Here is a 23,976-nt window from a genome sequence, read left to right as displayed (position 1 = left end):
TGGTTCGCGGAGAAAATGGCTGCCTGCCGGGAGATGAACCACCTGCGCCGGGCGACATGGCCGAGGCAGATCAAGCTTTAGGCGAAAATTTGCTAGAAAATGTTAATGAGGCGCATAAATACGTACTTCCCCTCTCGACGCCGCCCGCCACGCTGCCTATTATTCTGGGGTTTGCTTTTTTAAGACGTTTCCGAGGGGAGAGAGAATGCGAGCTGCGATGTTAGTAGGATGTGCGGCGCTGTTGCTGTCCGCGTGCAGTAGTGAACCCGTTCAGCAGGCCACGGCGGCGCACGTCACGCCGGGAATGCGGGCGGCGATGAGCGACGCCGGTCAGGCCAACTGCGCCATGATAGGCGGCTCGTTATCGGTGGCTCGTCAGCTCGATGGTTCGGCGATTGGCATGTGCGCGCTGCCGAACGGCAAACGCTGCAGCGAGCAGGCGCTGGCGGGCGGCAGCTGCGGCTACTAACAGCGGCCCCGTCGCGGGGCAGCGTCAGCGGCACCTCAACGCCGGCTAGTGCATCAGGTCGGCGAGCTTATAGACCAGCGTCTGGTCGGCGGTCGCCAGCGTCAACTGGTTTTCCGTCAGATCGACCTGCGCACCCTCGCGCAGCATCTTGTCGATCGTCGCATCCAGGGTATTGAGCTGGGCGTCGTGGCACAGCATCCGGGTCATCGCCAGCGATTTGACCTTCAGCTCGCCGTCCGACACTTTACCTTCCCCGCTAAAGCCGTTGCACATATTGCCGGATACATACATCTTGCCCGTAATAGCCATCTTCTCACCGAAGCTTAGCTCCAGCGGCCGGTCGCTGGCGTTGACCGCCTGGCCGTTGACGCTGGTCAGCACGAAGCGATGATGCTGCAGCTGTTCCGCACCGGTGGACACCTTACTGTTATAGACACAGCCGGACAGCAGCATACCTGCCGCCAGAAGCGCCACAAATTTGTTCATTTTCACTCCAAAACATTCACATAACTAATAAAACCAAGCCAGTGTAACGGTATCGCAGCAGGGATCTGTGGGGATTATCTGAATGTGCTCCCCCCGGGAGAGGAGCACAAAAGGGAAAGGCGTCAGACGATGGCGTTTGGACAGGTTTCGCCGTTGGCGACCTGCTGCAGGTTACCCAGAGTGGTCTCCGAAATGCTGATCAGCGCCTCGGCGGTGAGGAACGCCTGATGGCCGGTAAACAGCACGTTATGGCAGGCGGAGAGGCGGCGGAAGACATCGTCCTGGATCACGTCGTTGGATTTGTCTTCAAAGAACAGATCGCGTTCGTTCTCATAAACGTCCAGCCCCAGCGCGCCAATTTTCTGGTGCTTCAGGGCGTCGATGGCCGCCTGAGAGTCGATCAGGGCGCCGCGGCTGGTGTTGATCACCATCACCCCGTCTTTCATCTGATCGAAGGCTTCGCGATTGAGCAGGTGGTAGTTTTCGTCGGTCAGCGGACAGTGCAGGGAGATCACGTCCGATTCCTTGTACAGCGTGGCGAGGTCAACATATTCCACCCCCAGCTCCAGCGCGGCGGCGCTTGGGTACGGGTCGAACGCCAGCAGGCGCATGCCGAAGCCTTTGAGGATCCGCAACATCGCTACGCCAATTTTCCCGGTGCCGATCACCCCGGCGGTTTTGCCGTACATGGTGAAGCCGGTGAGGCCTTCGAGGGAGAAATTGGCATCGCGGGTACGCTGGTAAGCGCGGTGGATGCGGCGGTTGAGCGACATCATCATACCGATCGCATGCTCAGCGACCGCTTCCGGAGAGTAAGCTGGAACGCGCACGACGCGCAGGCCAAGCTCCTTTGCCGCCTCAAGGTCGACGTTGTTAAACCCGGCGCAGCGCAGGGCGATATATTTCACCCCGTGGGCCTTCAGCTCTTCCAGCACCGGGCGGCTGCCGTCGTCATTGACGAAGATACATACCGCTTCGCAACCGTTGGCGGTTTTGGCAGTCTTCGCTGTCAGCAGGAAATCGAAGAATTCCAGTTCAAAGCCGTATGCATCATTAACGTGCTGCAGGTACTTTTTATCGTACTGCTTCGTACTATAAACCGCGATTTTCATAAGACTTTTCTCCAGTGATTATACCGTCACGGTAGCATATTTAAAATAATCGTACAATTATTAAAAAATAGTTTAATGAGAGGGTGCTAATCCTAATTCTAGAGCATATCGCGGACTTGCGGAATCTCTTTGAAAGACAAAGTTTTTTCACCACAAACTGAGGCTGAAAGCGCCGGGGGCGAGCAGCAGAAGCGGCCACAGCAGACCGGAGCTAACGTTAGCCAGCTGAAACGACCACTGCGGCAGACTGCTGGCGCCGCTAACGAAGGGCAGCGTAGCCCTCAGGGGAGAGAGAAAGCGGCTGAAAAAGATAGCCCACGGGCCATAGCGCTGAAAGAAGAGGCGGCTGCGGGCCAGACGCTCGGCGGTCAGCCAGCGTAGATGGGGGAGGCGATGACGGTAGCGAATGCCCAGCCGCCACGATAGCCAGAATCCGCCGATGGCGCCGAGGCTGGCGCTGGACCACATTAACAGGAAATGTCCGAGGCTGGCGGAAGCGAATGTCCCCAGCAGCAGCAGGCCGGAGGTGCCGGGGATTGCCAGCGAGACCAATGCGCAGGATTTAGTGAAGGTAAGCAGAAAAACAATCAGCAATACCCATGGATAGTGGTCCTGTGCGCTCTCTATGAGCGAGATAATTAACGACACCGCCTCTCCCGCAAGCTATTCCCGTCTGGCTGGAGTGTGGCAGGGGCGACTTAAACAACAGTTAAATGATAATGGCCGAACGTCGCGCCGCGAGTCCGGCTGGCAACTATGCTTTAACAGGCCGTAAACTTTCACTCACTGGTCGAACGTGTCACAATGGACGCCTTTCGGCTTTTACTTATGTTGAATCAGGATATTAACTGCCCATGAAGGGTAAATATAAAGCCGCCATCGCGCTGGTGTTAGTTCTGGTGTTATTGCCGCTAACCCTGCTGTTGACGCTAACCCACTGGGTGCCGACGCTGGCGGGCATCTGGCTGCCCGTGGGCACGCGTATCTCTTTGCAGGAGAGCCCGCGCCTGACGCGGTCGGTCCTGCTGATCCCCGATCTGCGTTATCTGGTGGGCGACTGTGAAATCGCCCGGGTGACCGATGCCCGTCTCTCGCGTCCCAGCCGCTGGCGGCTGCATATTGGCCAGCTGGAGATCAACAGCGCCTGCCTGAGCAAATTGCCGGCCAGCGATCCCGCTCCCGGTTCACCGCGCACGCTTGCCGAATGGCAATCGATGTTGCCCTATAGCTGGTTAACCATTGACAATCTGCGGCTGTCGCCGTGGGAGAAATGGCAGGGGCGGCTGGTAATGTCATTAACGCCTGCGCAGCAGGATATCGGCTTTGCCGGGAAGGAACTGAGTTTGCAGGCGCGCCTGCGCGGCCAGGCGCTCACCGTCAGCCAGTTCAGCGCCCGGCTGACTGACGATCAGCCGCCGGTGAAGCTGGTGGGGACCTTCCATCTGCCGCTGGTGCCGGATGGTCTGCCGGTCGACGGCCAGATGCTGGGCACCTTCGAATTCCCGCAGACTGCGGAATGGATCGATGCTGAGCTCGAGTGGCAGCACAATCGCGGCCAGCTGCTGGTCACCCCGCGGGGTGAGGTAGAGCCTATTCTGGACCTGCCGTGGGAGATCACTCCGGAGCGGATCACCATCAGCGACGGCCGCTGGCGCACCCGTTACGAGGCGTATCCGCTGCGCGGGCGGGTGGCGCTGTCGGTGGGTAACTGGCAGCAGGGCACCGAACAGATGATCGTCAGCGGTCGCCTGAATGTTCTCACCGAGGGGCATGCCGGGAAGGGCAATGCGGTACTGAATATTGGTCCGGGCAAGCTGAGTATGGATAACAGCGATCTGCCGCTGCGGCTCACCGGCGAGGCCAAGCTGGGGGAGATGATACTATACGCGGCGCTGCCGGCTCAGCTCAGCGGGCCGCTGATCAGCCCGCAGCTGGCTTTTCACCCCGGTGCGTTGCTGCGCTCGCGCGGGCGGGTGATCGACGCGCTGAATATTGACGAAATCCGCTGGCCGCTGGCCGGGGTTAAGGTCACTCAGCAGGGCGTCGATGGCCGCCTGCAGGCGATCCTTCGCGCCCATGAGCAGCAGATGGGCGACTTTACGCTGCATCTGGACGGTCAGGCGAGCGATTTTCTGCCCGACAGCGGCCGCTGGCAGTGGCGCTACTGGGGCGAGGGACATTTTACCCCGATGCAGGCGCGCTGGGATGTGAAGGGCAGCGGGGAGTGGCGCGACAATGCTATTACCCTGAGCAGCCTTTCCACCGGCTTCGATAAGCTTGAGTACGGCACAATGCGGGTCAGCACCCCGCGTCTGACCCTCGAGCAGCCGATCCGCTGGCTGCGCGATGCTGAGCATCCGCGGTTGACCGGCGCGCTGTCGCTGGACGCCGCCAAAACCACCTTCTCCGGCGGCAGCTATCTCCCGGCCTCAACGCTGAAATTCGCTCTCGACGGTCGGGACCCGACGTGGTTCCAGTTCACCGGCGCCCTGCATGCCGAGGCTATCGGTCCGGTGCGTCTGTCCGGGCGCTGGGATGGCGAACGGCTGCGCGGCCAGGCGTGGTGGCCAAAACAGTCGCTAACGGTGTTCCAGCCGCTGGTGCCGCCGGACTGGAAGATGAACCTGCGCGAAGGCAGTCTCTACGCGCAGGTGGCCTTCTCGGCGGCAGCCGGGCAGGGATTTGAGGCGGGCGGCCATGGCGTCCTGAAGGGCGGCAGCGCCTGGATGCCGGATAACCAGATCAACGGCGTCGATTTCGTCCTGCCGTTCCGCTTCAGCGACGGTCACTGGCAGCTGGGCATCCGCCGCCCGGTCTCCCTGCGCATTGGCGAAATCGTCAACCAGATCACCGCGCGTAATCTGACGGCGGACCTGCAGGGCACCTGGCCGTGGAGCGAGGCCAATCCGCTGCAGCTCAGCGACGTCAGCGTCGATCTGTTAGGCGGGAAACTGACGTTGCTGCAGCTGCGTATGCCGCAGCGCGAACCGGCGTTGATCCGCCTGCAGCATATCTCCAGCAGCGAACTGACCAGCGCCGTCAAGGTGAAACAGTTCGCCATGTCCGGCGCGGTGAGCGGCGCGCTGCCGCTGTGGCTGGAGAATAATCAATGGATCATCCACGACGGCTGGCTGCGCAATGACGGACCGATGACCCTGCGGCTGGATAAAGACACCGCCGATGCGCTGGTGGCGGATAACGTCTCCGCCGGGGCGGCGATTAACTGGCTGCGCTATATGGAAATCTCCCGCTCGTGGACGCAGATTAACCTCGATAATCTGGGCGTGTTGACGCTTAAGGCCAGCATCAACGGCACCAGCCGGGTGGACGGGAAAAGCAGTACCGTGCATTTAAACTACGCTCATGAAGAGAATATTTTCAACCTGTGGCGCAGTTTGCGCTTCGGCGACAATTTACAGGCGTGGCTCGAGCAGAATGCTACGCTGCCCGTACGGCGCTGTACGGACGGTAAGACATGTAAGGAACCTAAATGAAGAAGCTGTTACTGGCCATGGCGGCGTCGATGCTGCTCGCCGGCTGTACGCCGCGCATCGAAATCGCGGCGTCGAAAGAGCCCATCACCATCAATATGAATGTCAAAATTGAGCATGAGATCCATATCAAGGTCGATAAGGATGTGGAAAACCTGCTCAAATCCCGCAGCGATTTGTTCTGAGGCGACGATGAGAAAACGACTGTTAACCGCGGCGCTGACGCTGGCTTTACTCAGCGCGCCCGCGCTGGCGTTGACCCTGAGCGAAGCGCGCCAGCAGGGACGAGTGGGGGAGACGCTGAACGGCTATCTCGCGCCGCTGCGTCAGGATAAAGAGACGCTGGCGCTGGTAAAGCAGATTAACGCCGCGCGCAGCGAAAGCTACCAGCAGCTGGCGGATGACAACAATCTGCCGGTGGATGAAGTGGCGAAAATGGCCGGGCAGAAGCTGGTGGCCCGCGCGCAGCCCGGGGAGTACGTCCAGGGATTGAACGGCCAGTGGCTGCGCAAATAATTAGCGACAGCGCTTGCGGTATTGCCCCGGGGTGACGCCAAAGCGCTGCTTAAAGGCGGTGGAGAAATGGCTGTGGTCGCTGAAGCCCCAGCGGTAGCCGATCCCCGCCAGCTTTTCATCGTCATGGACGTTCTGTAACGCCTGGGCACACAGATCCAACCGCCGGTTCTTAATATACTGCGCCACCACCAGCCCCTGGTCGGCAAACAGCCGGTACAGGCTGCGTACCGACATGCCCGTCTCGCTGGCCAGCCACTCCGGACGCAGATGCTCCGACTGAATGGACGCATCGATTAACGCAATAATCTTCTGAAACTGCTTTACCCGCCGGGAAGGGGCAGGATCGCGCTGATGCAGCACCGGGCGCAACAGGCAGGCGATCGCCTCCAGCGCGGCTTCGCTCTCGCTGGCGGAGAGCGTCGTGCCGCCCATGCTTTCCAGCAGCAGTCGCTGGCTGAGCTGGACCATTGGCAGAGATTTGTCCAGCCGGCAGGCGGTAGTGATGTCCCCTGTGGGCGCCACCCGCTGGCGCGGCAGCAGCAGCGAGGCCTGACGCGAGGTCTGCTGCCAGACGATGGAGCATGGGCGGGCGGCGTCGATTAACGTGATATCGCCTGCCGCCAGCGTCACCTGGCGATCGTCCTGTTCGATGATGGCTTCGCCGGCGAGCTGAAACACGGTATAGAACCAGGCGTCGTTATCGCGTTTTATCTCATTGCGCGTGCGGTAGAGATTGACGCCGGCGGCGGTGACGGTACTGACCTTGAGGCTGCCGGCGTAGCGGGCGTCAATCTCGCCGTGGAAACTCTCCTCCAACGGCCGGGCGGCGAAATGGCCGCAGACCTGATTGATCGTCGCCAGCCAGCGCTGATATGCCAGCCCCCCCTCTGCCGTGGTCATCATTCGCCCTTCTCCTGTAATAACAATGTTTCCGCATTGTTGCATTTGTGTCGCCTCAGGCAAGGGCGCGATGGCGGGTATATGAAAGAACTATTACCCGCGGCACATTTCTGCGAGGGCAGACGACGGAATTGCGGCGACTGTCACAGCGGCGCAAACGAATGTCACAGAGAAAAAAAGCGCCAACCGCCAACCAGACATAGACTGAAAGCACTATCCGCGATGAATAAGGAAAGGGTATGTCCACCTCACAGATAGCGCTGCTTGCCAGCGTCCAGCAGTTTTTAGACCGTCAGCATGGCCTGTATATCGACGGCGCCCCCTGCGCCGCGCAGAGCGAAAACCGGTTAACCGTCTGGGATCCGGCCACCGGGCAGGCGATTGCCACCACCGCCGACGCCAGCCCGGCGGATGTCGACCGGGCGGTGGTGTCCGCCTGGCGCGCTTTTGTCGATCGCCGCTGGGCCGGGCGCACCCCGGCTGACCGTGAACGCATCCTGCTGCGTTTTGCCGATCTGGTGGAGCAGCACGGCGAGGAGCTGGCGCAACTGGAAACCCTCGAGCAGGGGAAATCCATTGCCATCTCCCGCGCCTTTGAGGTCGGCTGCACCCTGAACTGGATGCGCTACACCGCGGGGCTGACCACCAAGATCAGCGGCCGGACGCTGGACGTTTCGATCCCGTTCCCGCAAGGGGCGCGTTACCAGGCGTGGACCAAAAAAGAGCCGGTCGGGGTGGTGGCGGGCATCGTTCCGTGGAATTTCCCGCTGATGATCGGCATGTGGAAGGTCATGCCGGCCCTGGCGGCGGGCTGTTCGATCGTCATTAAACCCTCGGAAACCACCCCGCTGACCCTGCTGCGGGTGGCGGAGCTGGCGACCCAGGCGGGCATTCCTGACGGGGTGTTCAACGTGGTCACCGGCAGCGGCGCCGGCTGCGGCGCGGCGCTGACCGCCCATCCGCAGGTGGCGAAGGTTAGCTTTACCGGCTCGACGGCGACCGGGAAACAGATTGCCCGCGTGGCTGCCGACCGCCTGACCCGCGTGACGCTGGAGCTGGGTGGCAAGAATCCGGCGATTGTGCTCAAAGACGCCGACCCCCAGTGGGTTATTGAGGGGCTGATGACCGGAAGCTTCCTCAATCAGGGGCAGGTCTGCGCCGCCAGCTCGCGGATCTACATCGAAGCGCCGCTGTTTGACACCCTGGTCAGCGGCTTCGAGCAGGCGGTGAAATCGCTGCAGGTGGGTCCGGGGATGCAGGAGACGGCGCAGATCAACCCGGTGGTCTCCCGGGCCCACTGCGACAAGGTGGCGGCCTACCTCGAAGAGGCTCGCCAGCAGAAGGCAGAGCTCATCAGCGGCAGCGCCGGACCAGATGCGGGAGGATACTATATTCCGCCAACGCTGGTGGTAAACCCCGACGCCGGACTGCGTCTCAGCCGTGAGGAGGTTTTTGGCCCGGTGGTGAACCTGGTGCGAGTGGCCGATGGCGAGGAGGCGCTGCGCCTGGCCAACGACAGCGATTTTGGTCTGACCGCCAGCGTCTGGACCCGCGATCTGACCCAGGCCCTGAACTACACCGACCGTCTGCAGGCGGGAACGGTATGGGTCAACAGCCATACCCTGATTGACGCCAACCTGCCTTTCGGCGGCATGAAGCAGTCTGGTACCGGCCGCGATTTCGGCCCTGACTGGCTCGACGGCTGGTGCGAAACCAAATCCGTCTGCGTGCGCTACTAGCCCTCCGTCGGGGAAGGCGAAAGGCTTTTCCCGACGCGCAGCTTGCCGACCTCCGGTCTTTCTCGCTACTGTGGAGGGCAATCTTTGCCTAATCTGGGCGGTGAATCATCAGGAGGTCTTCGGCATGACAGCATTTCCTAAGGTTGCGCTAATTGGTCCCGGCGCCATCGGCACCACGATTGCCGCCGCCCTGTTTGAGAGGGGGAGGGCGCCGATGGTCTGCGGGCGTACCGCCCATTCGGCGCTGGTGCTGCGCACTGACGAGGGTGAGATCGTGGTGCCCGGCCCGGTGCACACCGACCCGATGGCGATAGCCGCCCCCTTCGACCTGGTCTTTGTCGCGGTGAAAACCACCCAGACGGAGGCCATCGCCCCCTGGCTGACGGCCCTATGTTCCCCTGACACCGTGGTGTGCGTGCTGCAAAACGGCGTTGAGCAGCGCCAGCAGTTTGCCCCCTTGACCGGCGGCGCGACGGTGCTGCCGTCGGTGGTCTGGTTCCCGGCGCAGCGCGATGCCGATGCCTCTGTCTGGTTGCGCGCCACGCCGCGCCTGACGCTGCCGGATCTGCCGGGGGCAGAGCGGGTGCAGCAGGCGCTGGCGGGAACCCGCTGCGCGGTGGACCTGGCGGCTGATTTTACCACCGTTGCCTGGCGCAAACTGTTGCAGAACGCGGTTGCCGGTCTGATGGTGCTGACCGGACGACGCGCCGGGATGTTCGCCCGGGAGGACATCACTGCCCTCGGGCTGGCTTATCTGCGCGAATGCCTGCAGGTGGCGCGGGCGGAAGGGGCCGCCCTGAGCGAAAACGTGCCGGAGGAGATTATCGCCGGCTTTCATCGGGCGCCTTCCGACTTAAGCACCTCTATTCTGATCGATCGCCTCAATGGCCGACCGCTGGAGTGGGATATTCGTAACGGCGTGGTGCAGCGTCGCGGGCGTCAGCACGGCATTCCGACGCCGCTCAGCGATATCATCGTGCCGCTGCTGGCGGCGGCCAGCGATGGCCCGGGCTGACCCGGGCAGGCGCGGGTGCGAGCCACTGGAAGCGGGATCTGCTATGATCCCGACTTTCGTTGTCTGGAGCCAGTCGATGTTCAACGACGCCATTGTTTATGACCGCTACGGGCCGCCGTCCGCGGTGCTAACGCTGAAACGCCTGCCGCTGGCGCCGCTGGCGGGCGGACGGGTGCGGGTCAGGATGCGCTTTGCCCCGGTGAATCCTTCGGATCTGATCCCCGTGACCGGCGCCTATCGCCACCGCACCCGACTGCCGGCCGTCGCCGGCTATGAAGGCCTTGGCGAGGTGGTCGCCGCGCCATACGGCAGCCGGTTAGCCGCGGGCCAGCGGGTGCTGCCCCTGCGCGGGGGCGGCACCTGGCAGCGGTTTATCGATCTGGATGAGACCTGGCTGGTGCCGGTGCCGCCGGCAGTTGACGATCTGCTGGCCGCCCGCGGGTATATCAATCCGCTGACGGCGATGCTGATGCTCAAGCGCTGGCCGGTTGCCGGAAAACACCTCGTGCTGACCGCGGCATCGTCCTCCTGCGCCAGTCTGCTGGGGCAGTGGGCGCTGGCGATGGGCGCCCGCTCGGTGAGCGGGATTATTCGCTCGCCGCAGCATCGGGCGCGCCTGGAACAGGCCGGGATCTATCCGATCCTCGATACCGACCGGGCGCTGATGGAGAAGGTCAGCCAGCACAGCGATCTGGTGTTTGACGCGGTGGGCGGCGAACTGGCGAATACGCTGCTGTCGGTGCTGCCCGGGTCGTCGACCCTCATCTCCTATGGGCTGTTATCCGGGCGGCCGCTGACCCAGACGCGCGGTAGCGCGACGGTGCGCAAGTTTCATCTGCGGGAGGCGCTGCCGACACTCAGCGTGGCGGCGTGGCGGGCAGCGTTCGACGAAATCTGGCAGCGCCTGCCGACGACCTCCCAGCCGCCGGCCCAGCGTATAGCGTTGAACGACTGGCGGGCGGCGATTGCCGCCGCCGGCCAGCCGGGAAGAGGCGGTAAGATCCTGCTGGATTTCACCGCTGGTTAAGATTACTTTTTCTTTTCGCCCAGAGTAGGGGTTTCGTCAAAGAAGTTCCACGGCTTGAGCAGCGCGTGCGCCCACTCGGTCGGCATGATCGGCCACTCTTCGGCGCGCGCCACGTGGGTGGTGCCGGTGGTGATCCACACGACGTCATCGTGGTTAGTCAGCGACTCATCATCCTTCGCGTACTGGCCCAGGCCGGTATCGTGGGCGGAACGGTTCGGGTATTTCCCTTCCGGATATCGCTCTGTCGGGTGGTAGCGCGTCACCCACAGCTGTTTATCCATAAAGCTCAGGCGATGATATATCCACTCGTCCGGGGCGAATTTGGCGCCGGTCGCCGCCGGGTGCGTGCCGCCGGCGTAAGGGATAATCTGGTATGAGACCGGATTGCCCATGCGGTTCTCTTTGCTGGTGTTGCTCAGCAGGCGGATAGTGCCCGGGTCGAATTTCTGCGCCGCTTTTTGCTCGCTGTCAATCGTGTACTGATTCACCTGCATAGTACTGGTGCGCGGGCCGCCGGCGGTGTTGGGCTTCACTTCCGGGTCCATCGCCACCAGGGTGTTGTTCTCGCCGTCCACATCGAGGTCGAGGCGGAAGTTATAGATGTGCTGGTGAGTGGTGCCGACAATATTATGGTCGATCAGCGTTCCGTAGCGGGTATCCTCTTTGGCGCTGGGGTCATGCATGGTCTTCGCCAGCACGCCTTTCACCGCTTCAATGCCGGTGGCGCCGGCATCGATACCGATGGTGCCGTTGTCGTGGAACACCCAGTCAAAGATATAGTCGTAGTTGCCGACGGTGCTGATCCAGCGCACCACCAGCTCCCGGCGTTCGGTGCTGACGTTGGGCTTGCCCATTTCCAGGTGCTTATACTCAGGCCCGGCATAACGTTCGAATATGGCCACCGCACCTGGAATAGTGGTCGGTTTGCCGGTGTAATCGGCGATAGTTTCGTCCAGCAGTACCGCATTTGACGGCGCATCTTTACCGCGAACAATCGGCGAGGTCAGGGTGCCCATGCCGTAATCGCCGGAGTCGAGGTAGGCTTTGAAATACCAGCCGACGTCCGGGTCGCCGTAGGGAACGATCATCCCGCCGAGGGAACCTTCATACATCACCTGGCGTTTTGTGCCGTTATCGTTGTAGGTCACCGTTGACAGAATTGGTCCGACGCGCGAGTTAAGACGCAGGTGGAAATCCCAGTTCTGCCAGTGAATGGTATCGCCGGTAATGGTGTAGTTTTTGCCTTCCGGTTCAGTAATATCCAGCGGTTTCACCGCCGGGGCGTTGCGGTCGCGACCATCATACGGACGGGGCTCCATTGGGACCGGGATCACCGGACCTTCTTCGATTTTGATGATTTTCTTCGCTTCAAGGTCGATCACCGCCACCAGGTTTTCAATCGGGTGCGCCCAGTAGTTGCCGTCGCCGGTATCCAGATAACTGACCACCTTCAGCAGACGCGCATCCTGCTGCAGGCCATCTTTGCCATCAAAAAAGCCAACGGTGAGCGGGGTGGTGACCACTTTGCCAGGATCGGTAATACCGTGCTTTTTCAGCACCTCAGCGAATTCGCTGCTGGCATTGATGATGTTCTGCACGCTGACAAAATCATCGAGCAGCACCATCCCGTGGGCGCCTTTGATCGGCGTCCAGGAGAGGATTTTTTTGTTTTGCAGATCGACCACGGCTTCAATGACGTGTTTGCCATCGAGCATCACCACATCGGCAGTGCGGGGAGCATCGACCGGCGTTCCCTGCAGGGCAAAGGCCCATACCGCCGCCTTGTCCGGCTCGTGTAAGGAAATCTCAGTAAAGCGGGTATTCGGCTGAAACTCCGGCGCGGCTTTGACAATGGTCACCGCTTCACTGATTTCCGCCGCCGAGAGCGAGTTTAACGGGTGCGGGCGCTTTTCCACCTGGAAGGTCTGATCGAGACCGGACTGGAAGACATCGTTGATAAAGGTATCGGAAACCCAGGCTTTACCTTCCTTCATTACCACAGGCACCGGTAGGTCAAGGGATTTACCGTTGACGATCGCCGTTTTGGCGCCGGGCTTTACTTTGACGTAAGCGCCGTCTTTTATCAGGGTGAACATTTGCGCGTAGTCATCCCACTGCACATCGGCGCCGAATTCCTGCAGCGTTTTATCCAGCGGTACCATGTGGGCTTCGCTACCGTGAGCGAAGACCGGTGATTGCCAGGCGCAAACCACCGCCACGGCCAGCGCCAGCGCGGTTTTACGAGGAGAAAATTTCAAGCCGTTTGCCATTGTGACCTCATCTTATTGTTGTGTTGTCTCTTGCCGCTGCGAATGTCGGCTTTGTCATCCTTAAGCTACCAGCCAGCGGTGCCGGGGCGTTTGTTTGCTTTTGCCAGCTTGTTTGTCAGTTTTGCCAGACGGGCGTAAAAAATGCCTCCGCAGAGGCATTGAGAATGTGCGCTGATTTTTTTGCCGGGTGGCGGCTGACGCCTTACCCGGCCTACGGTCCGTGCGGCCTGCCGTTAATTTATTCACCATTCTTGCTGGCCCGAGCCCGGGGGTACAGGGGGCGGCGGCGACTGGCCGCCCCCTGTGCGCTGAAGCCACAGATAACATAAAGGACTTCCCGGGGCGAAACCGTTGCAAACCGATTGCTGTATCAATGGCTAAAGGGTCGGCCAACAGAGCGCCAGCGATCTATTTTTCGCTATCACGCCGGGAAATCTCCCTGTTGACGCGCCACCAGGGTCAGAATGGAATATAGCGCCACCGCCTGCTGGTGCTGGTTGAAAATCTCCACCGCCCATTCCACCACGCCGGTGGCTTTCTCATCGGCGCTGCGCTGACGTTTGACCGTTTTCCGCTTACAGGTGAGGCGAACCTGAATGGTGTCGCCCGGTTTGACCGGCTCAATAAAGCGCAGGTTTTCCATCCCGTAGTTGGCGATAACCGGCCCGACGCCGGCATCGACGAACAGCCCGGCCGCGGCGGAGATCAGGAAATAGCCGTGGACCACCCGCTCGCCAAAAATCGACTCGGCGGCGGCGATTTTGTCCATGTGCGCGTAGAAATGATCGCCGCTCAGGCAGGCGAAGTTAACGATATCCGCTTCGGTCAGGGTTCGGCGCGGGGTTAATAAGCTGTCGCCAGGCTGAATCTCTTCGAAATATTTGCGGAACGGGTGAATACGGTCTTCGTTCACCTGGGCGCCGCGCACCCACTGTTGACCGATGGTCGCCAGCATCGTTGGGCTGCCCTGGACCGCGGTACGCTGCATATAGTGTTTCACCGAACGCAGCCCGCCAAGCTCTTCTCCGCCGCCAGCGCGGCCGGGGCCGCCGTGCACCAGCTGCGGCAGCGGCGAACCGTGGCCGGTTGACTCGACCGAGGACGCCTCGTTCAGTATCTGAATACGGCCATGGGCGCGGGCGGCGCCGAGGATAAACTCGCGCGCCAGCTCGCCGCTGGCGGTGACCAGCGTCCCCGCCAGACTGCCGCCGCCGGCGCGCGCCAGCGTCAGCGCATGCTGGCGGTCACGATACGGCATCAGCGTCGCCACCGGACCAAAAGCTTCAATGGCGTGAACCGCCGGCGTTTCATCCGGCTGTGAGCAGTACAACAGGGTCGGCGGGAAAAATGCGCCGGCCGCGCTGAGATCCGCCTCTCCACCGAGCAGTACTTCGCAGCCAGCGGCTATCAGCTTATTGACGCTCTCCTGTACGTCCTGACGCTGTTCGCTATTAACCAGGGCCCCCATCTTAACGCCCTCCTGCGCAGGGTCACCGACGGTTACTTTATGCAGGCGGGAGATCAGTGCATCGCTAACCGCATTAATCTGAGCCAGTGGCACAATGATTCTGCGGATAGCGGTACATTTTTGCCCGGCTTTCGCCGTCATCTCGCGGACCACTTCCCGAATAAACAGCGCGAATTCCGGTTGCTCCGGAGTGACGTCTTCGCCTAACACGCAGCAGTTGAGTGAATCTGCTTCCATGGTAAAGGGAATGGATTTGGCTACCAGGTTAGGGTGCGCCCGTAGCTGCTGGCCGGTGGCGGCTGACCCGGTAAAGGTCACCACGTCCTGGCTATCGAGGTGGTCGAGCAGATCGCCCGCGCCGCCGCAAATCAGGCTGATGGCGCCCTCCGGCACCAGGCCGCTGTCGACAATCGCTTTCACCATTGCCTGGGTGAGCTGGGCGGTAGCGGTGGCCGGTTTAATGATCGCCGGCATACCGGCAAGCCACGTGGGCGCCAGTTTTTCCAGCATTCCCCAGCAGGGGAAGTTGAAGGCGTTGATATGGACGGCGACGCCTGATTTCGAGGTTAGCACATGACGCGCGGCAAAACCGCCCTGTTTGGAGAGCGGGATGAGCTCGTCTTCCGGCCACAGGATATCGTCCGGTAATTCTCGACTACCGAGCCCGGCATAGGTGAAAAGGGTACCGATACCGCCTTCAATATCCACCCAACTGTCGGCGCGAGTGGCGCCGGTTTGCGCGGAGATGGCGTAGAACTGGTCTTTCTGCTCCAGCAGGTGTTTCGCCACCGCTTTCAGCATCGCGCTGCGTTCAATAAAGGTCATCGCCTGCAGGGCTTTACCACCGCGCTCAATCGCGAAGCGGCGCGCCTGCGCCATATCCAGGCCTTCACTGGTCACCTCCCAAAGCGCCGCGCCGGTGATGGCGTGATGGATAGTACGGGCGCGGCCCCGGCCGGTCTGCCAGGCGCCGGATAAGTAGCTGGCTAACTGCTGCATCGCAAATCTCCAAATGTGTTACGTGTGATATCTATAAATAGTTCTTTTATGAATCATAAAATGCAAGCCCGTATTTAATAAATTATTAACATTGTGATCGCGATGGCGTTACGCCTTATGCTTAAATTACTGTATTTATTGTGGTTTACAAAAGGTTTTGCGGAGATTATCACAAAAAGAGCAAACAAAATTTGTGGTTTTATTTAACCAATATGTAACCTTCAATAAACAAAGTGATTCACATAAATGTTTTTGTTGTGAATATTGGAATCATAAAGGTGATGACGTGACAGAAGAACAACGCTTTGACCAGCGCATCGCGCAGGAAACGGCCATCGAACCGCAGGACTGGATGCCGGATGCCTACCGTAAGACCTTGATTCGGCAGATAGGCCAGCACGCGCACTCGGAGATCGTCGGCATGCTGCCGGAAGGCAACTGGATCACCCGCGCGCCGACGCTGCGCCGCAAAGCGATCCTGTTGGCTAAGGTTCAGGATGAGGCTGGACACGGGCTGTATCTCTATAGCGCCGCGGAAACCCTTGGCTGCGCCCGGGAAGACCTGTATCAGAAGATGCTCGACGGGCAGATGAAATACTCCTCCATTTTTAACTACCCGACCCTCAGCTGGGCGGATATCGGCGTGATCGGCTGGCTGGTCGATGGCGCGGCCATCGTCAACCAGGTGGCGCTGTGCCGGACCTCCTACGGCCCCTATGCCCGGGCGATGGTCAAAATCTGCAAAGAAGAGAGCTTTCACCAGCGTCAGGGTTTTGAAGCCTGCATGGCGCTGGCGCAGGGCAATGACGCGCAGCGGCAGATGCTGCAGGACGCCATTAACCGCTTCTGGTGGCCGGCGCTGATGATGTTTGGCCCCAACGATGACAACTCGCCGAACAGCGCCCGCAGCATGGCGTGGAAAATCAAACTGCACTCCAACGACGAGCTACGTCAGCGCTTCGTCGACAATACCGTGCCGCAGGTAGAGATCCTCGGTATGACCGTTCCGGACCCGGATTTGCAGTTTGATGAAGCCAGCGGCCACTACCGCTTCGGCGAAATCGACTGGCAGGAATTTAACGAGGTGATTAGCGGCCGTGGCATTTGCAATCACGAGCGGTTGGCCGCCAAGCGTAAGGCCTGGGAAGAGGGCGAATGGGTGCGCGAAGCCGCGCTGGCCCATGCGCAAAAACAGCAGGCCCGCAGCGCGGCATGAGGAGAGACAACATGAGCAAAGTTTACTGGCCGTTATATGAAGTGTTCGTTCGCAGCAAACAGGGGTTATCCCATCGTCACGTCGGCAGTCTGCACGCTGCCGATGATCAAATGGCGCTGGAGAATGCCCGCGATGCCTACACCCGCCGCAGCGAAGGCTGCTCAATTTGGGTGGTGAAGGCCAGCGAAATCGTTGCTTCGCAGCCGGAAGATCGCGGCGAATTCTTCGACCCGGCGGAAAGCAAAGTCTACCGTCATCCGACTTTCTATACCGTGCCGGACGGCATGGAACATATGTGAGGCGGCGATGAATAACCCTAACCCCGTAGCCACCTACGCCCTGCGGCTTGGCGACAATGGTCTGGTTCTGGCCCAGCGTTTAGGCGCCTGGTGCGGACATGCTCCCGAGCTCGAGATCGATCTTGCGCTGGCCAATATCGGCCTCGACCTGCTCGGCCAGGCGCGCAATTTTTTAAGCTATGCCGCCGAGCTTAACGGCTGCGGCGACGAAGATACGCTGGCTTTTGGCCGCGATGAGCGCCAGTTCAGCAACCTGCTGCTGGTGGAGCAGCCAAACGGTAATTTTGCCGACACTATCGCCCGCCAGTTCTTTATCGACGTCTGGCATGTCGCCCTGTTCAGCCGGCTGGTGAACAGCCGCGACGCGCAGCTGGCGGCCATTGCCGCTAAAGGGCTAAAAGAGGTGCGTTACCACCAGCGCTTTAGCCGCGGCTGGCTGGAGCGTCTGGGTAACGGCACCGAATTATCAAATCGCAAAATGCAGCAGGCAGTCGACAATCTGTGGCGCTTCACCGGCGAACTGTTCCTCGCTGATGAAGTGGAGCTCAGCCTGGTTGAGCAGGGCATTGCGGTTGATCCGCGTGAACTGCAGGCCGAATGGCAAAGCGCGGTACACACGGCGCTTCTCGACTCCGGCTTACAGATCCCGCAGGAAGCGGCCTTCCGCAGCGGCGGCAAACAGGGGCTGCACAGTGAACATCTCGGCCCGCTGCTGGCGGAGATGCAGTATCTGCAGCGTTCGCATCCCGGACTGGAGTGGTAAGTGAGGTGACTATGCAACGTCTTGCCGATATCGCTCCTGCAGAGGTTCGCACCATCTGGGGATTATTAAGCGCGATCCCGGATCCGGAAGTGCCAGTACTCACCATCACCGACCTCGGTATGGTGCGCAGCGTCGCGCGCCATGGCGACGGCTGGGTGATTGGCTTTACCCCGACCTATTCGGGCTGTCCGGCGACGGAGCATCTGCTGGGGGAGATCCGCACGGTCATGAGCGAGCATGGCTTTCAGCCGGTACATATCGTCCTGCAGCTGGATCCGCCGTGGACCACCGACTGGATGAGTCAGGATGCCCGCGAGCGCCTGCACCAGTACGGCATCAGCCCGCCCCAGGGGCACGCCTGCCATGCGGATATGCCCGCTGAGGTGAGCTGTCCGCGCTGCGGCAGCACCCATACCTCACTGATTAGCGAATTCGGTTCCACGGCCTGCAAAGCGCTCTATCGCTGCGACAGCTGCCGGGAACCTTTTGATTACTTTAAATGTATTTGAGGTTGCCATGACGACGTTCTATTCGCTTAAGGTGGCGAGAGTCGAGCCGGAAACCCGCGATGCGGTGACCATCACTTTTGCGATCCCGCAAGCCCTGCAGGCGGAATACTGTTTTCGCCCGGGCCAGCATCTGACGCTAAAAGCCCGTCTGGGCGGCGAAGAACTGCGCCGCTGTTACTCCATTTGTCACAGCCGCACGCCAGGCGAAATTAGCGTCGCGGTCAAAGCCATCGACGGCGGACGCTTCTCGCGCTACGCCCAGCACGATATCCAGCAGGGTATGGAGCTGGAGGTGATGGTGCCGCAGGGGCATTTCGGTTATCAACCGCAGGCCGAACGGCAGGGAGAATATCTGGCGATTGCCGCCGGCTCCGGGATCACGCCGATGATGGCGATCATTAGCGCGACGCTAGCGACCGAGCCGCAAAGCCGCTTCACGCTGATCTACGGCAACCGCAGCAGCCATAGCATGATGTTCCGCCAGGCGCTGGCCGATTTAAAAGACCGCTATCCGCAGCGCCTGCAGGTGATCCACCTGTTTAGCCAGGAGTCGATGGACAGCGATCTGCTACAGGGGCGCATTGACGGCGACAAACTGCGCCAGCTCGCTGACCATCTGCTGGATTTCAGCCGTTTCGACGAGGCCTTTATCTGCGGTCCGGCGGCGATGATGGACGAGGCGGAAGCGACGTTACGTGAACTTGGCGTAGCGGAGAAATCGATTCATCTCGAACGCTTTAATACCCCAGGCGGCAATGTGAAGCGGGTCGCTGGAGTGCAGGCGGAAGGGCGTACGGTGACCATCCGCCAGGACGGGCGCGATCGGCTTATCGCCCTCAGCGCCGAAGACGACAGCATCCTGGATGCCGCATTGCGTCAGGGCGCCGATCTGCCGTTCGCCTGTAAGGGCGGGGTATGCGCCACCTGTAAATGCAAAGTGCTACGCGGTGAAGTGGCGATGGCCGCCAATTACAGCCTGGAAGCGGATGAGCTGGCGGCGGGCTACGTGCTGAGCTGCCAGTCGCTGCCGACCAGCGGCGATGTAGTGGTCGACTTTGACGCGCGGGGGATGGCATGAGTGACCTGCTGATCCACCGTCATGGCCGGGTGCTTCAGTTGACGCTGAACCGCCCGCAGGCCCGCAACGCGCTGAACAATGCCTTATTAACCCAGATTGCCGAGGCGCTGGAGGCCGCGGCAGTTGATGACAGCGTCGGCGTCTGCGTTATCAGCGGTAACGCGCGTTTTTTCGCCGCCGGGGCTGACCTCAATGAAATGGCGGAAAAAGATCTGCCTGCCACCCTGGATGATATTCGCCCACGGTTATGGGGGCGAATCGATGCTTTTACTAAGCCGCTCATCGCCTCGGTCAACGGCTACGCCCTCGGCGCCGGCTGCGAGCTGGCTCTGCTGTGCGATCTGATTGTCGCCGGGGACAACGCCCGCTTTGGCCTGCCGGAAATTACCCTCGGCATAATGCCGGGCGCGGGCGGCACCCAGCGGCTGATCCGCAGCGTTGGCAAGGCGCTGGCCAGCCGGATGGTGCTGAGCGGCGAGAGTATTGACGCCCGCCAGGCGCAGCAGGCCGGGCTGGTCAGTGATATCCATCCGGCGGCGTTAACCGATGAGTATGCCCTGAAACTGGCAACCACCATTGCCCGCCATTCGCCGCTGGCGCTACGGGCGGCAAAACAGTCGCTGCGCCTGGCGCAGGAAGTCAGCCTGCAGGCCGGTCTACAACAGGAGCGCCAGCTGTTTAGCCTGCTGAGCGCCACCGAGGACCGCCGCGAAGGCATCGACGCCTTCTTACAAAAACGTACCCCGGAATTTAAAGGACGCTAATCGTGGAAGCTTTCATTCTCAGCGCAGTGGAACAGGGCGTCATGACCATTACCCTCAATCGCCCGGACCGCCTCAACAGTTTTAACGACCTGATGCATCACCAGCTGGCGGAATGTCTGAAGCAGGCCGAGCGCGATGATGGCGTGCGCTGCCTGCTGATCACCGGCGCCGGCCGCGGTTTTTGCGCCGGCCAGGATTTGAACGACCGCAATGTCGACCCCAGCGGCCCGCCGCCGGATCTTGGCATGTCGGTAGAACGCTTTTACAACCCGTTAGTGCGCCGTCTGGCGGCGCTGCCGAAACCGGTCATCTGCGCGGTTAACGGCGTGGCCGCCGGCGCGGGCGCTACCCTGGCGCTGGGCTGCGATATCGTGCTGGCCGCGCGTTCGGCCAAATTTGTGATGGCGTTCAGCAAGCTCGGCCTGGTGCCGGACTGCGGCGGCAGCTGGTTCCTGCCGCGGGTGGCCGGCCGTGCGCGCGCGATGGGGCTGGCGCTGCTGGGCGACAGCCTCAGCGCGGAACAGGCCGCGCAGTGGGGGATTATCTGGCAACTGGTGGACGATTCAGAACTGGCGGATACCAGTCTGCAACTGGCGCGCCATCTGGCGGCGCAACCGACGTTTGGTCTTGGGCTGATTAAAAAGGCGCTGCTGGCCTCTGAAACCAACAGTCTCGACGCGCAGCTGGACCTGGAGCGCGATTATCAGCGTCTGGCCGGGCGCAGCGATGATTACCGCGAAGGGGTCAGCGCGTTTCTGGCCAAACGGCCACCACAGTTCAGCGGGAAATAGATGATGACGACATCCTTAGTCAACGTGGCGGTGATCGGCAGCGGCACCATGGGGGCCGGCATCGCCGAAGTGGCTGCCGCCGCCGGGCATCCGGTGCGTATTTTTGATATTAACCCTAAGGCTGTAGACCTGGCGATAGAGGGTATCGCCGGGCGTCTGGCGTCACGCGTTGCGCGGGGCAAACTGGCGTCAGAGCAGGCCGATGCGCTGCTGGCGCGCCTGCATCCGGCCCACGATTTAGCCGCGCTTGCCGATGCAGATTTAGTGATCGAAGCGGCCTCTGAACGGTTGGAGGTCAAAACGGCGCTGTTCACGCAGCTGGCGGAGATCTGCGCGCCGTCAACGCTGTTGACCAGTAATACCTCGTCTATTTCGATTACCGCCATCGCCGCCGGGGTCAAAAACCCGGAGCGGGTGGCCGGACTGCACTTTTTTAATCCGGCGCCGGTGATGAAGCTGGTCGAGGTGGTGAGTGGTCTTGCGACCTCCACCGAAGTGGTGGAGCAGCTGTGCCAGTGCGTAAGCGGCTGGGGGAAACAGCCGGTACGCTGCCGCTCAACGCCCGGTTTTATCGTTAACCGCGTAGCGCGTCCGTTCTACGCTGAGGCCTGGCGCGCGCTGGAAGAGCAGGTCGCCGCCCCGGAGGTTATCGATGCCGCTTTGCGTGACGGCGGCGGTTTTCCTATGGGACCGCTGGCGCTGACGGACCTGATTGGCCAGGACGTCAACTTCGCCGTGACCTGTTCGGTGTTTAACGCCTTCTGGCAGGACCGCCGCTACCTGCCATCGCTCCTCCAGCAAGAGCTGGCGCTGGCCGGGCGGCTAGGTAAAAAGAGCGGCCACGGCGTCTATCGCTGGCCCGCTGAGACACTGCCGGACGCGGCGCTGCCGCCGGTAATGATGGGTGCTGAATCCGTTACCGTCAGAAGTGACAATGTCACTGAATTAGACGATGTCTTGCTGCTGGAGACCGAAGGCGAGACCGCCCTGGCGCTGAGTATTAAGCATCACCGCCCGGTGGTGGTGTATGACCTGTGCGCCAGCGATAAGGTGGTGCTGGCCGCAGCGGCAACCAACGCGCCTGCGGCCACTGATAAGGCCGTGCATTACTTCCAGCAGCAGGGCAAGAAAGTGCTGCGTATTGCCGATTATCCCGGCCTGCTGGTGTGGCGCACGGTGGCGATGCTGATTAACGAAGCGCTGGATGCGGTGCAAAAAGGCGTCGCCAGCCCGCAGGATGTCGATACCGCGATGCGCCTTGGCGTCAACTATCCGCATGGCCCGCTGGCATGGGGAGAACGCCTTGGCTGGCGGCGGGTGCTGCAACTGCTGGAGAACCTGCAACACCATTATGGCGAGGAGCGCTATCGCCCCAGTTCCCTGCTGCGCCAGAAGGCGCTGATGGAGAAGCACCATGAGCAATGATCCGTGGCGCAACGCGCGCGTGATGTACGAAAAAGATACCTGCGCCAGAAAGATGGGGATCGAACTTATCGAAATGGACGACGGTTTTGCGCAGATGAGTATGACCGTCTCGGCGGACATGCTTAACGGCCATCAAACCTGTCACGGTGGTCAGCTATTTACGCTTGCCGATACCGCTTTCGCCTACGCCTGTAACAGCCAGGGGCTGGCGGCGGTGGCCTCGGCGGCAAGCATTGATTTTCTTCGTCCGGCGTTTGCCGGCGACCGGCTGGTCGCCACCGCCAGAGTCAAACAGCAGGGCAAGCTGACCGGCGTCTACGACATCGAAATTGTTAATCAACAGCAAAAGATTGTGGCCCTGTTCCGCGGCAAATCGCACCGCATCGGCGGCACAATCACGGGAGACGTGTAATGCGCGACGCCTTTATTTGTGACGGGATCCGTACGCCGATTGGCCGCTACGGCGGCGCGCTGGCCAGTGTGCGCGCCGACGACCTGGCGGCAATCCCGCTGCGTGAGCTCCTGAGTCGTAATCCCGGGCTCGACCCGGCAGCAATTGATGATGTGATTTTCGGCTGTGCGAATCAGGCCGGGGAAGATAACCGCAACGTGGCGCACATGGCGACGTTGTTGGCCGGTTACCCGCATACCGTGCCGGGCACCACGATTAACCGCCTGTGCGGATCGGGTCTGGATGCCATCGGCTTTGCCGCCAGGGCGATCAAAGCCGGCGATGCCGATCTGCTGATTGCCGGCGGCGTGGAATCGATGTCGCGTGCGCCTTTCGTGATGGGAAAAGCCAGCACGCCGTACCAGCGTCAGGCGGAACTCTTTGATACCACGATTGGCTGGCGTTTTGTGAACCCGCTCATGGCGCAACACTTCGGAACTGACAGCATGCCGGAAACGGCCGAGAATGTAGCTGAATTGTTAAATATCAGCCGGGCCGATCAGGACGCTTTCGCCTGGCGCAGCCAGCAGCGCACGGCGCAGGCCCAGCGCGACGGCATTCTGGCGCAGGAGATTGTGCCGGTGCAGATTGTCGGCCGGAAAGGGACGGTTAGCGACGTGCGCGAGGACGAGCATCCGCGCCCGGAAACCACGCTTGAGCAGCTGGCGAAACTGAAAGCGCCGTTCCGCCAGGGCGGCGTCATTACTGCGGGCAATGCTTCAGGCGTCAACGATGGCGCCGCGGCGCTGATCATCGCCAGCGAACAGCAGGCCGCTATCCAGGGGCTCACGCCGCGGGCGCGTATCGTGGCGATGGCGACGGCGGGTGTCGAACCGCGCCTGATGGGACTGGGGCCGGTACCGGCGGTGCGTAAAGTGCTGGAGCGGGCGGGACTCAATATTAACGATATGGATCTGATTGAGCTGAATGAGGCCTTCGCCGCCCAGGCGCTGGGGGTGCTCAGACAGCTCGGCGTGCCGGACGATGCGGCGCACGTGAATCCCAACGGCGGCGCCATCGCGTTAGGCCATCCGCTGGGCATGAGCGGCGCGCGGTTAGCGCTGAGCGCCAGCCTTGAGCTGCAACGCCGGGGCGGGCGCTATGCGCTGTGTACGATGTGTATTGGCGTGGGTCAGGGCATTGCCATGATCCTCGAGCGAGTGTGAGCTAATTTACCTGCGAGTACCC

23 protein-coding genes are annotated in these 23,976 nt (G+C 61.1%); 17 read left to right on the top strand and 6 right to left on the bottom strand.

Features of this window, described 5'->3' with window-relative positions; translation table 11 throughout:
* The first annotated feature begins 205 nt into the window (after window positions 1–205).
* Window positions 206–469, top strand: coding sequence for a DUF333 domain-containing protein (locus tag IB144_RS14545; protein WP_004140155.1), 264 nt, complete (start codon window positions 206–208; stop codon window positions 467–469).
* A 45-nt stretch (window positions 470–514) separates the two neighbouring features.
* Here the strand turns inward: IB144_RS14545 and hslJ are convergent, their stop codons facing one another.
* From hslJ to IB144_RS14530, 3 genes are all read right to left on the bottom strand, one after another.
* Window positions 515–955 (bottom strand): heat shock protein HslJ, encoded by a 441-nt coding sequence (hslJ, locus tag IB144_RS14540; RefSeq protein WP_065888641.1) that lies wholly within the window; start codon window positions 953–955, stop codon window positions 515–517.
* A gap of 122 nt (window positions 956–1,077) precedes the next feature.
* On the bottom strand, window positions 1,078–2,067 hold the full coding sequence (locus IB144_RS14535; protein ID WP_002902515.1) for a 2-hydroxyacid dehydrogenase: 990 nt from the start codon (window positions 2,065–2,067) through the stop codon (window positions 1,078–1,080).
* A 147-nt stretch (window positions 2,068–2,214) separates the two neighbouring features.
* A complete protein-coding gene (locus IB144_RS14530; RefSeq protein ID WP_023283626.1) occupies window positions 2,215–2,715 on the bottom strand; it encodes a DedA family protein in 501 nt (166 codons plus the stop codon).
* A 206-nt stretch (window positions 2,716–2,921) separates the two neighbouring features.
* Between IB144_RS14530 and IB144_RS14525 the strand changes: the two genes are divergently transcribed.
* The 3 genes from IB144_RS14525 to IB144_RS14515 are packed head-to-tail and all read left to right on the top strand — an operon-like array spanning window position 2,922 to window position 6,074.
* Window positions 2,922–5,561 (top strand): YdbH family protein, encoded by a 2,640-nt coding sequence (locus IB144_RS14525; RefSeq protein WP_065888642.1) that lies wholly within the window; start codon window positions 2,922–2,924, stop codon window positions 5,559–5,561.
* Window positions 5,558–5,743: a YnbE family lipoprotein gene (locus IB144_RS14520; RefSeq protein ID WP_002902519.1), complete on the top strand. Its 186-nt coding sequence runs from the start codon at window positions 5,558–5,560 to the stop codon at window positions 5,741–5,743. The genes IB144_RS14525 and IB144_RS14520 overlap by 4 nt, the downstream gene beginning before the upstream one ends.
* A 7-nt stretch (window positions 5,744–5,750) precedes the next feature.
* Window positions 5,751–6,074: a YdbL family protein gene (locus IB144_RS14515; RefSeq protein ID WP_002902522.1), complete on the top strand. Its 324-nt coding sequence runs from the start codon at window positions 5,751–5,753 to the stop codon at window positions 6,072–6,074.
* On the opposite strand, the gene feaR is transcribed toward IB144_RS14515, so the two are convergent.
* Complete coding sequence (gene feaR, locus IB144_RS14510) at window positions 6,075–6,977, bottom strand: transcriptional regulator FeaR (protein WP_032419956.1); 903 nt, start codon at window positions 6,975–6,977, stop codon at window positions 6,075–6,077.
* 236 nt (window positions 6,978–7,213) lie between these two features.
* Between feaR and IB144_RS14505 the strand changes: the two genes are divergently transcribed.
* From IB144_RS14505 to IB144_RS14495, 3 genes are all read left to right on the top strand, one after another.
* Entirely contained in the window at window positions 7,214–8,713 is a 1,500-nt protein-coding gene (locus IB144_RS14505; RefSeq protein WP_040215808.1) for an aldehyde dehydrogenase family protein, read from the top strand.
* 124 nt (window positions 8,714–8,837) lie between these two features.
* On the top strand, window positions 8,838–9,728 hold the full coding sequence (locus IB144_RS14500) for an oxidoreductase (RefSeq protein WP_065888643.1): 891 nt from the start codon (window positions 8,838–8,840) through the stop codon (window positions 9,726–9,728).
* A gap of 43 nt (window positions 9,729–9,771) precedes the next feature.
* A complete protein-coding gene (locus IB144_RS14495; protein ID WP_072201119.1) occupies window positions 9,772–10,755 on the top strand; it encodes a zinc-dependent alcohol dehydrogenase family protein in 984 nt (327 codons plus the stop codon).
* A 2-nt stretch (window positions 10,756–10,757) separates the two neighbouring features.
* Here IB144_RS14495 and tynA read toward each other — a convergent pair whose 3' ends face one another.
* Entirely contained in the window at window positions 10,758–13,025 is a 2,268-nt protein-coding gene (gene tynA, locus IB144_RS14490; protein ID WP_065888644.1) for a primary-amine oxidase, read from the bottom strand.
* A 421-nt stretch (window positions 13,026–13,446) separates the two neighbouring features.
* Window positions 13,447–15,492, bottom strand: a complete 2,046-nt coding sequence (gene paaZ, locus IB144_RS14485; RefSeq protein ID WP_020802307.1) for a phenylacetic acid degradation bifunctional protein PaaZ — start codon at window positions 15,490–15,492, stop codon at window positions 13,447–13,449.
* 286 nt (window positions 15,493–15,778) lie between these two features.
* Here paaZ and paaA point away from each other — a divergent pair, with 286 nt between their 5' ends.
* From paaA to pcaF, 10 genes are read left to right on the top strand one after another with little or no spacing between them, the layout of a single operon-like run.
* Complete coding sequence (paaA, locus tag IB144_RS14480) at window positions 15,779–16,708, top strand: 1,2-phenylacetyl-CoA epoxidase subunit PaaA (protein WP_004176377.1); 930 nt, start codon at window positions 15,779–15,781, stop codon at window positions 16,706–16,708.
* Window positions 16,709–16,719: 11 nt separating this feature from the next.
* Entirely contained in the window at window positions 16,720–17,007 is a 288-nt protein-coding gene (gene paaB / locus IB144_RS14475) for a 1,2-phenylacetyl-CoA epoxidase subunit PaaB (protein ID WP_002902768.1), read from the top strand.
* A gap of 7 nt (window positions 17,008–17,014) precedes the next feature.
* The gene (gene paaC / locus IB144_RS14470) at window positions 17,015–17,770 is read left to right on the top strand and encodes a 1,2-phenylacetyl-CoA epoxidase subunit PaaC (protein WP_023285070.1); all 756 of its coding nucleotides are present in this window, start codon (window positions 17,015–17,017) and stop codon (window positions 17,768–17,770) included.
* An 11-nt stretch (window positions 17,771–17,781) separates the two neighbouring features.
* Complete coding sequence (paaD, locus tag IB144_RS14465; protein WP_046654301.1) at window positions 17,782–18,279, top strand: 1,2-phenylacetyl-CoA epoxidase subunit PaaD; 498 nt, start codon at window positions 17,782–17,784, stop codon at window positions 18,277–18,279.
* Between the two features lie 7 nt (window positions 18,280–18,286).
* Window positions 18,287–19,357, top strand: coding sequence for a 1,2-phenylacetyl-CoA epoxidase subunit PaaE (paaE, locus tag IB144_RS14460; RefSeq protein ID WP_004212297.1), 1,071 nt, complete (start codon window positions 18,287–18,289; stop codon window positions 19,355–19,357).
* Window positions 19,354–20,121, top strand: a complete 768-nt coding sequence (paaF, locus tag IB144_RS14455; RefSeq protein WP_032414853.1) for a 2,3-dehydroadipyl-CoA hydratase PaaF — start codon at window positions 19,354–19,356, stop codon at window positions 20,119–20,121. The genes paaE and paaF overlap by 4 nt, the downstream gene beginning before the upstream one ends.
* A gap of 2 nt (window positions 20,122–20,123) precedes the next feature.
* Window positions 20,124–20,912 (top strand): 2-(1,2-epoxy-1,2-dihydrophenyl)acetyl-CoA isomerase PaaG, encoded by a 789-nt coding sequence (paaG, locus tag IB144_RS14450; RefSeq protein ID WP_004140117.1) that lies wholly within the window; start codon window positions 20,124–20,126, stop codon window positions 20,910–20,912.
* On the top strand, window positions 20,913–22,337 hold the full coding sequence (locus tag IB144_RS14445; protein WP_074440766.1) for a 3-hydroxyacyl-CoA dehydrogenase: 1,425 nt from the start codon (window positions 20,913–20,915) through the stop codon (window positions 22,335–22,337).
* On the top strand, window positions 22,327–22,749 hold the full coding sequence (paaI, locus tag IB144_RS14440; RefSeq protein ID WP_002902876.1) for a hydroxyphenylacetyl-CoA thioesterase PaaI: 423 nt from the start codon (window positions 22,327–22,329) through the stop codon (window positions 22,747–22,749). Before IB144_RS14445 ends, paaI begins: the two co-directional genes overlap by 11 nt.
* A complete protein-coding gene (gene pcaF / locus IB144_RS14435; protein ID WP_032419031.1) occupies window positions 22,749–23,954 on the top strand; it encodes a 3-oxoadipyl-CoA thiolase in 1,206 nt (401 codons plus the stop codon). Before paaI ends, pcaF begins: the two co-directional genes overlap by 1 nt.
* The last annotated feature ends 22 nt before the right edge of the window (window positions 23,955–23,976 follow it).

Origin of the sequence: Klebsiella sp. K4, from assembly GCF_014596785.2 — a bacterium.
Classification (GTDB): domain Bacteria; phylum Pseudomonadota; class Gammaproteobacteria; order Enterobacterales; family Enterobacteriaceae; genus Klebsiella; species Klebsiella pneumoniae.
The sequence above is the reverse complement of the archived record's forward strand: the minus strand, read 5'-3'. Positions and strand labels throughout refer to the sequence as shown.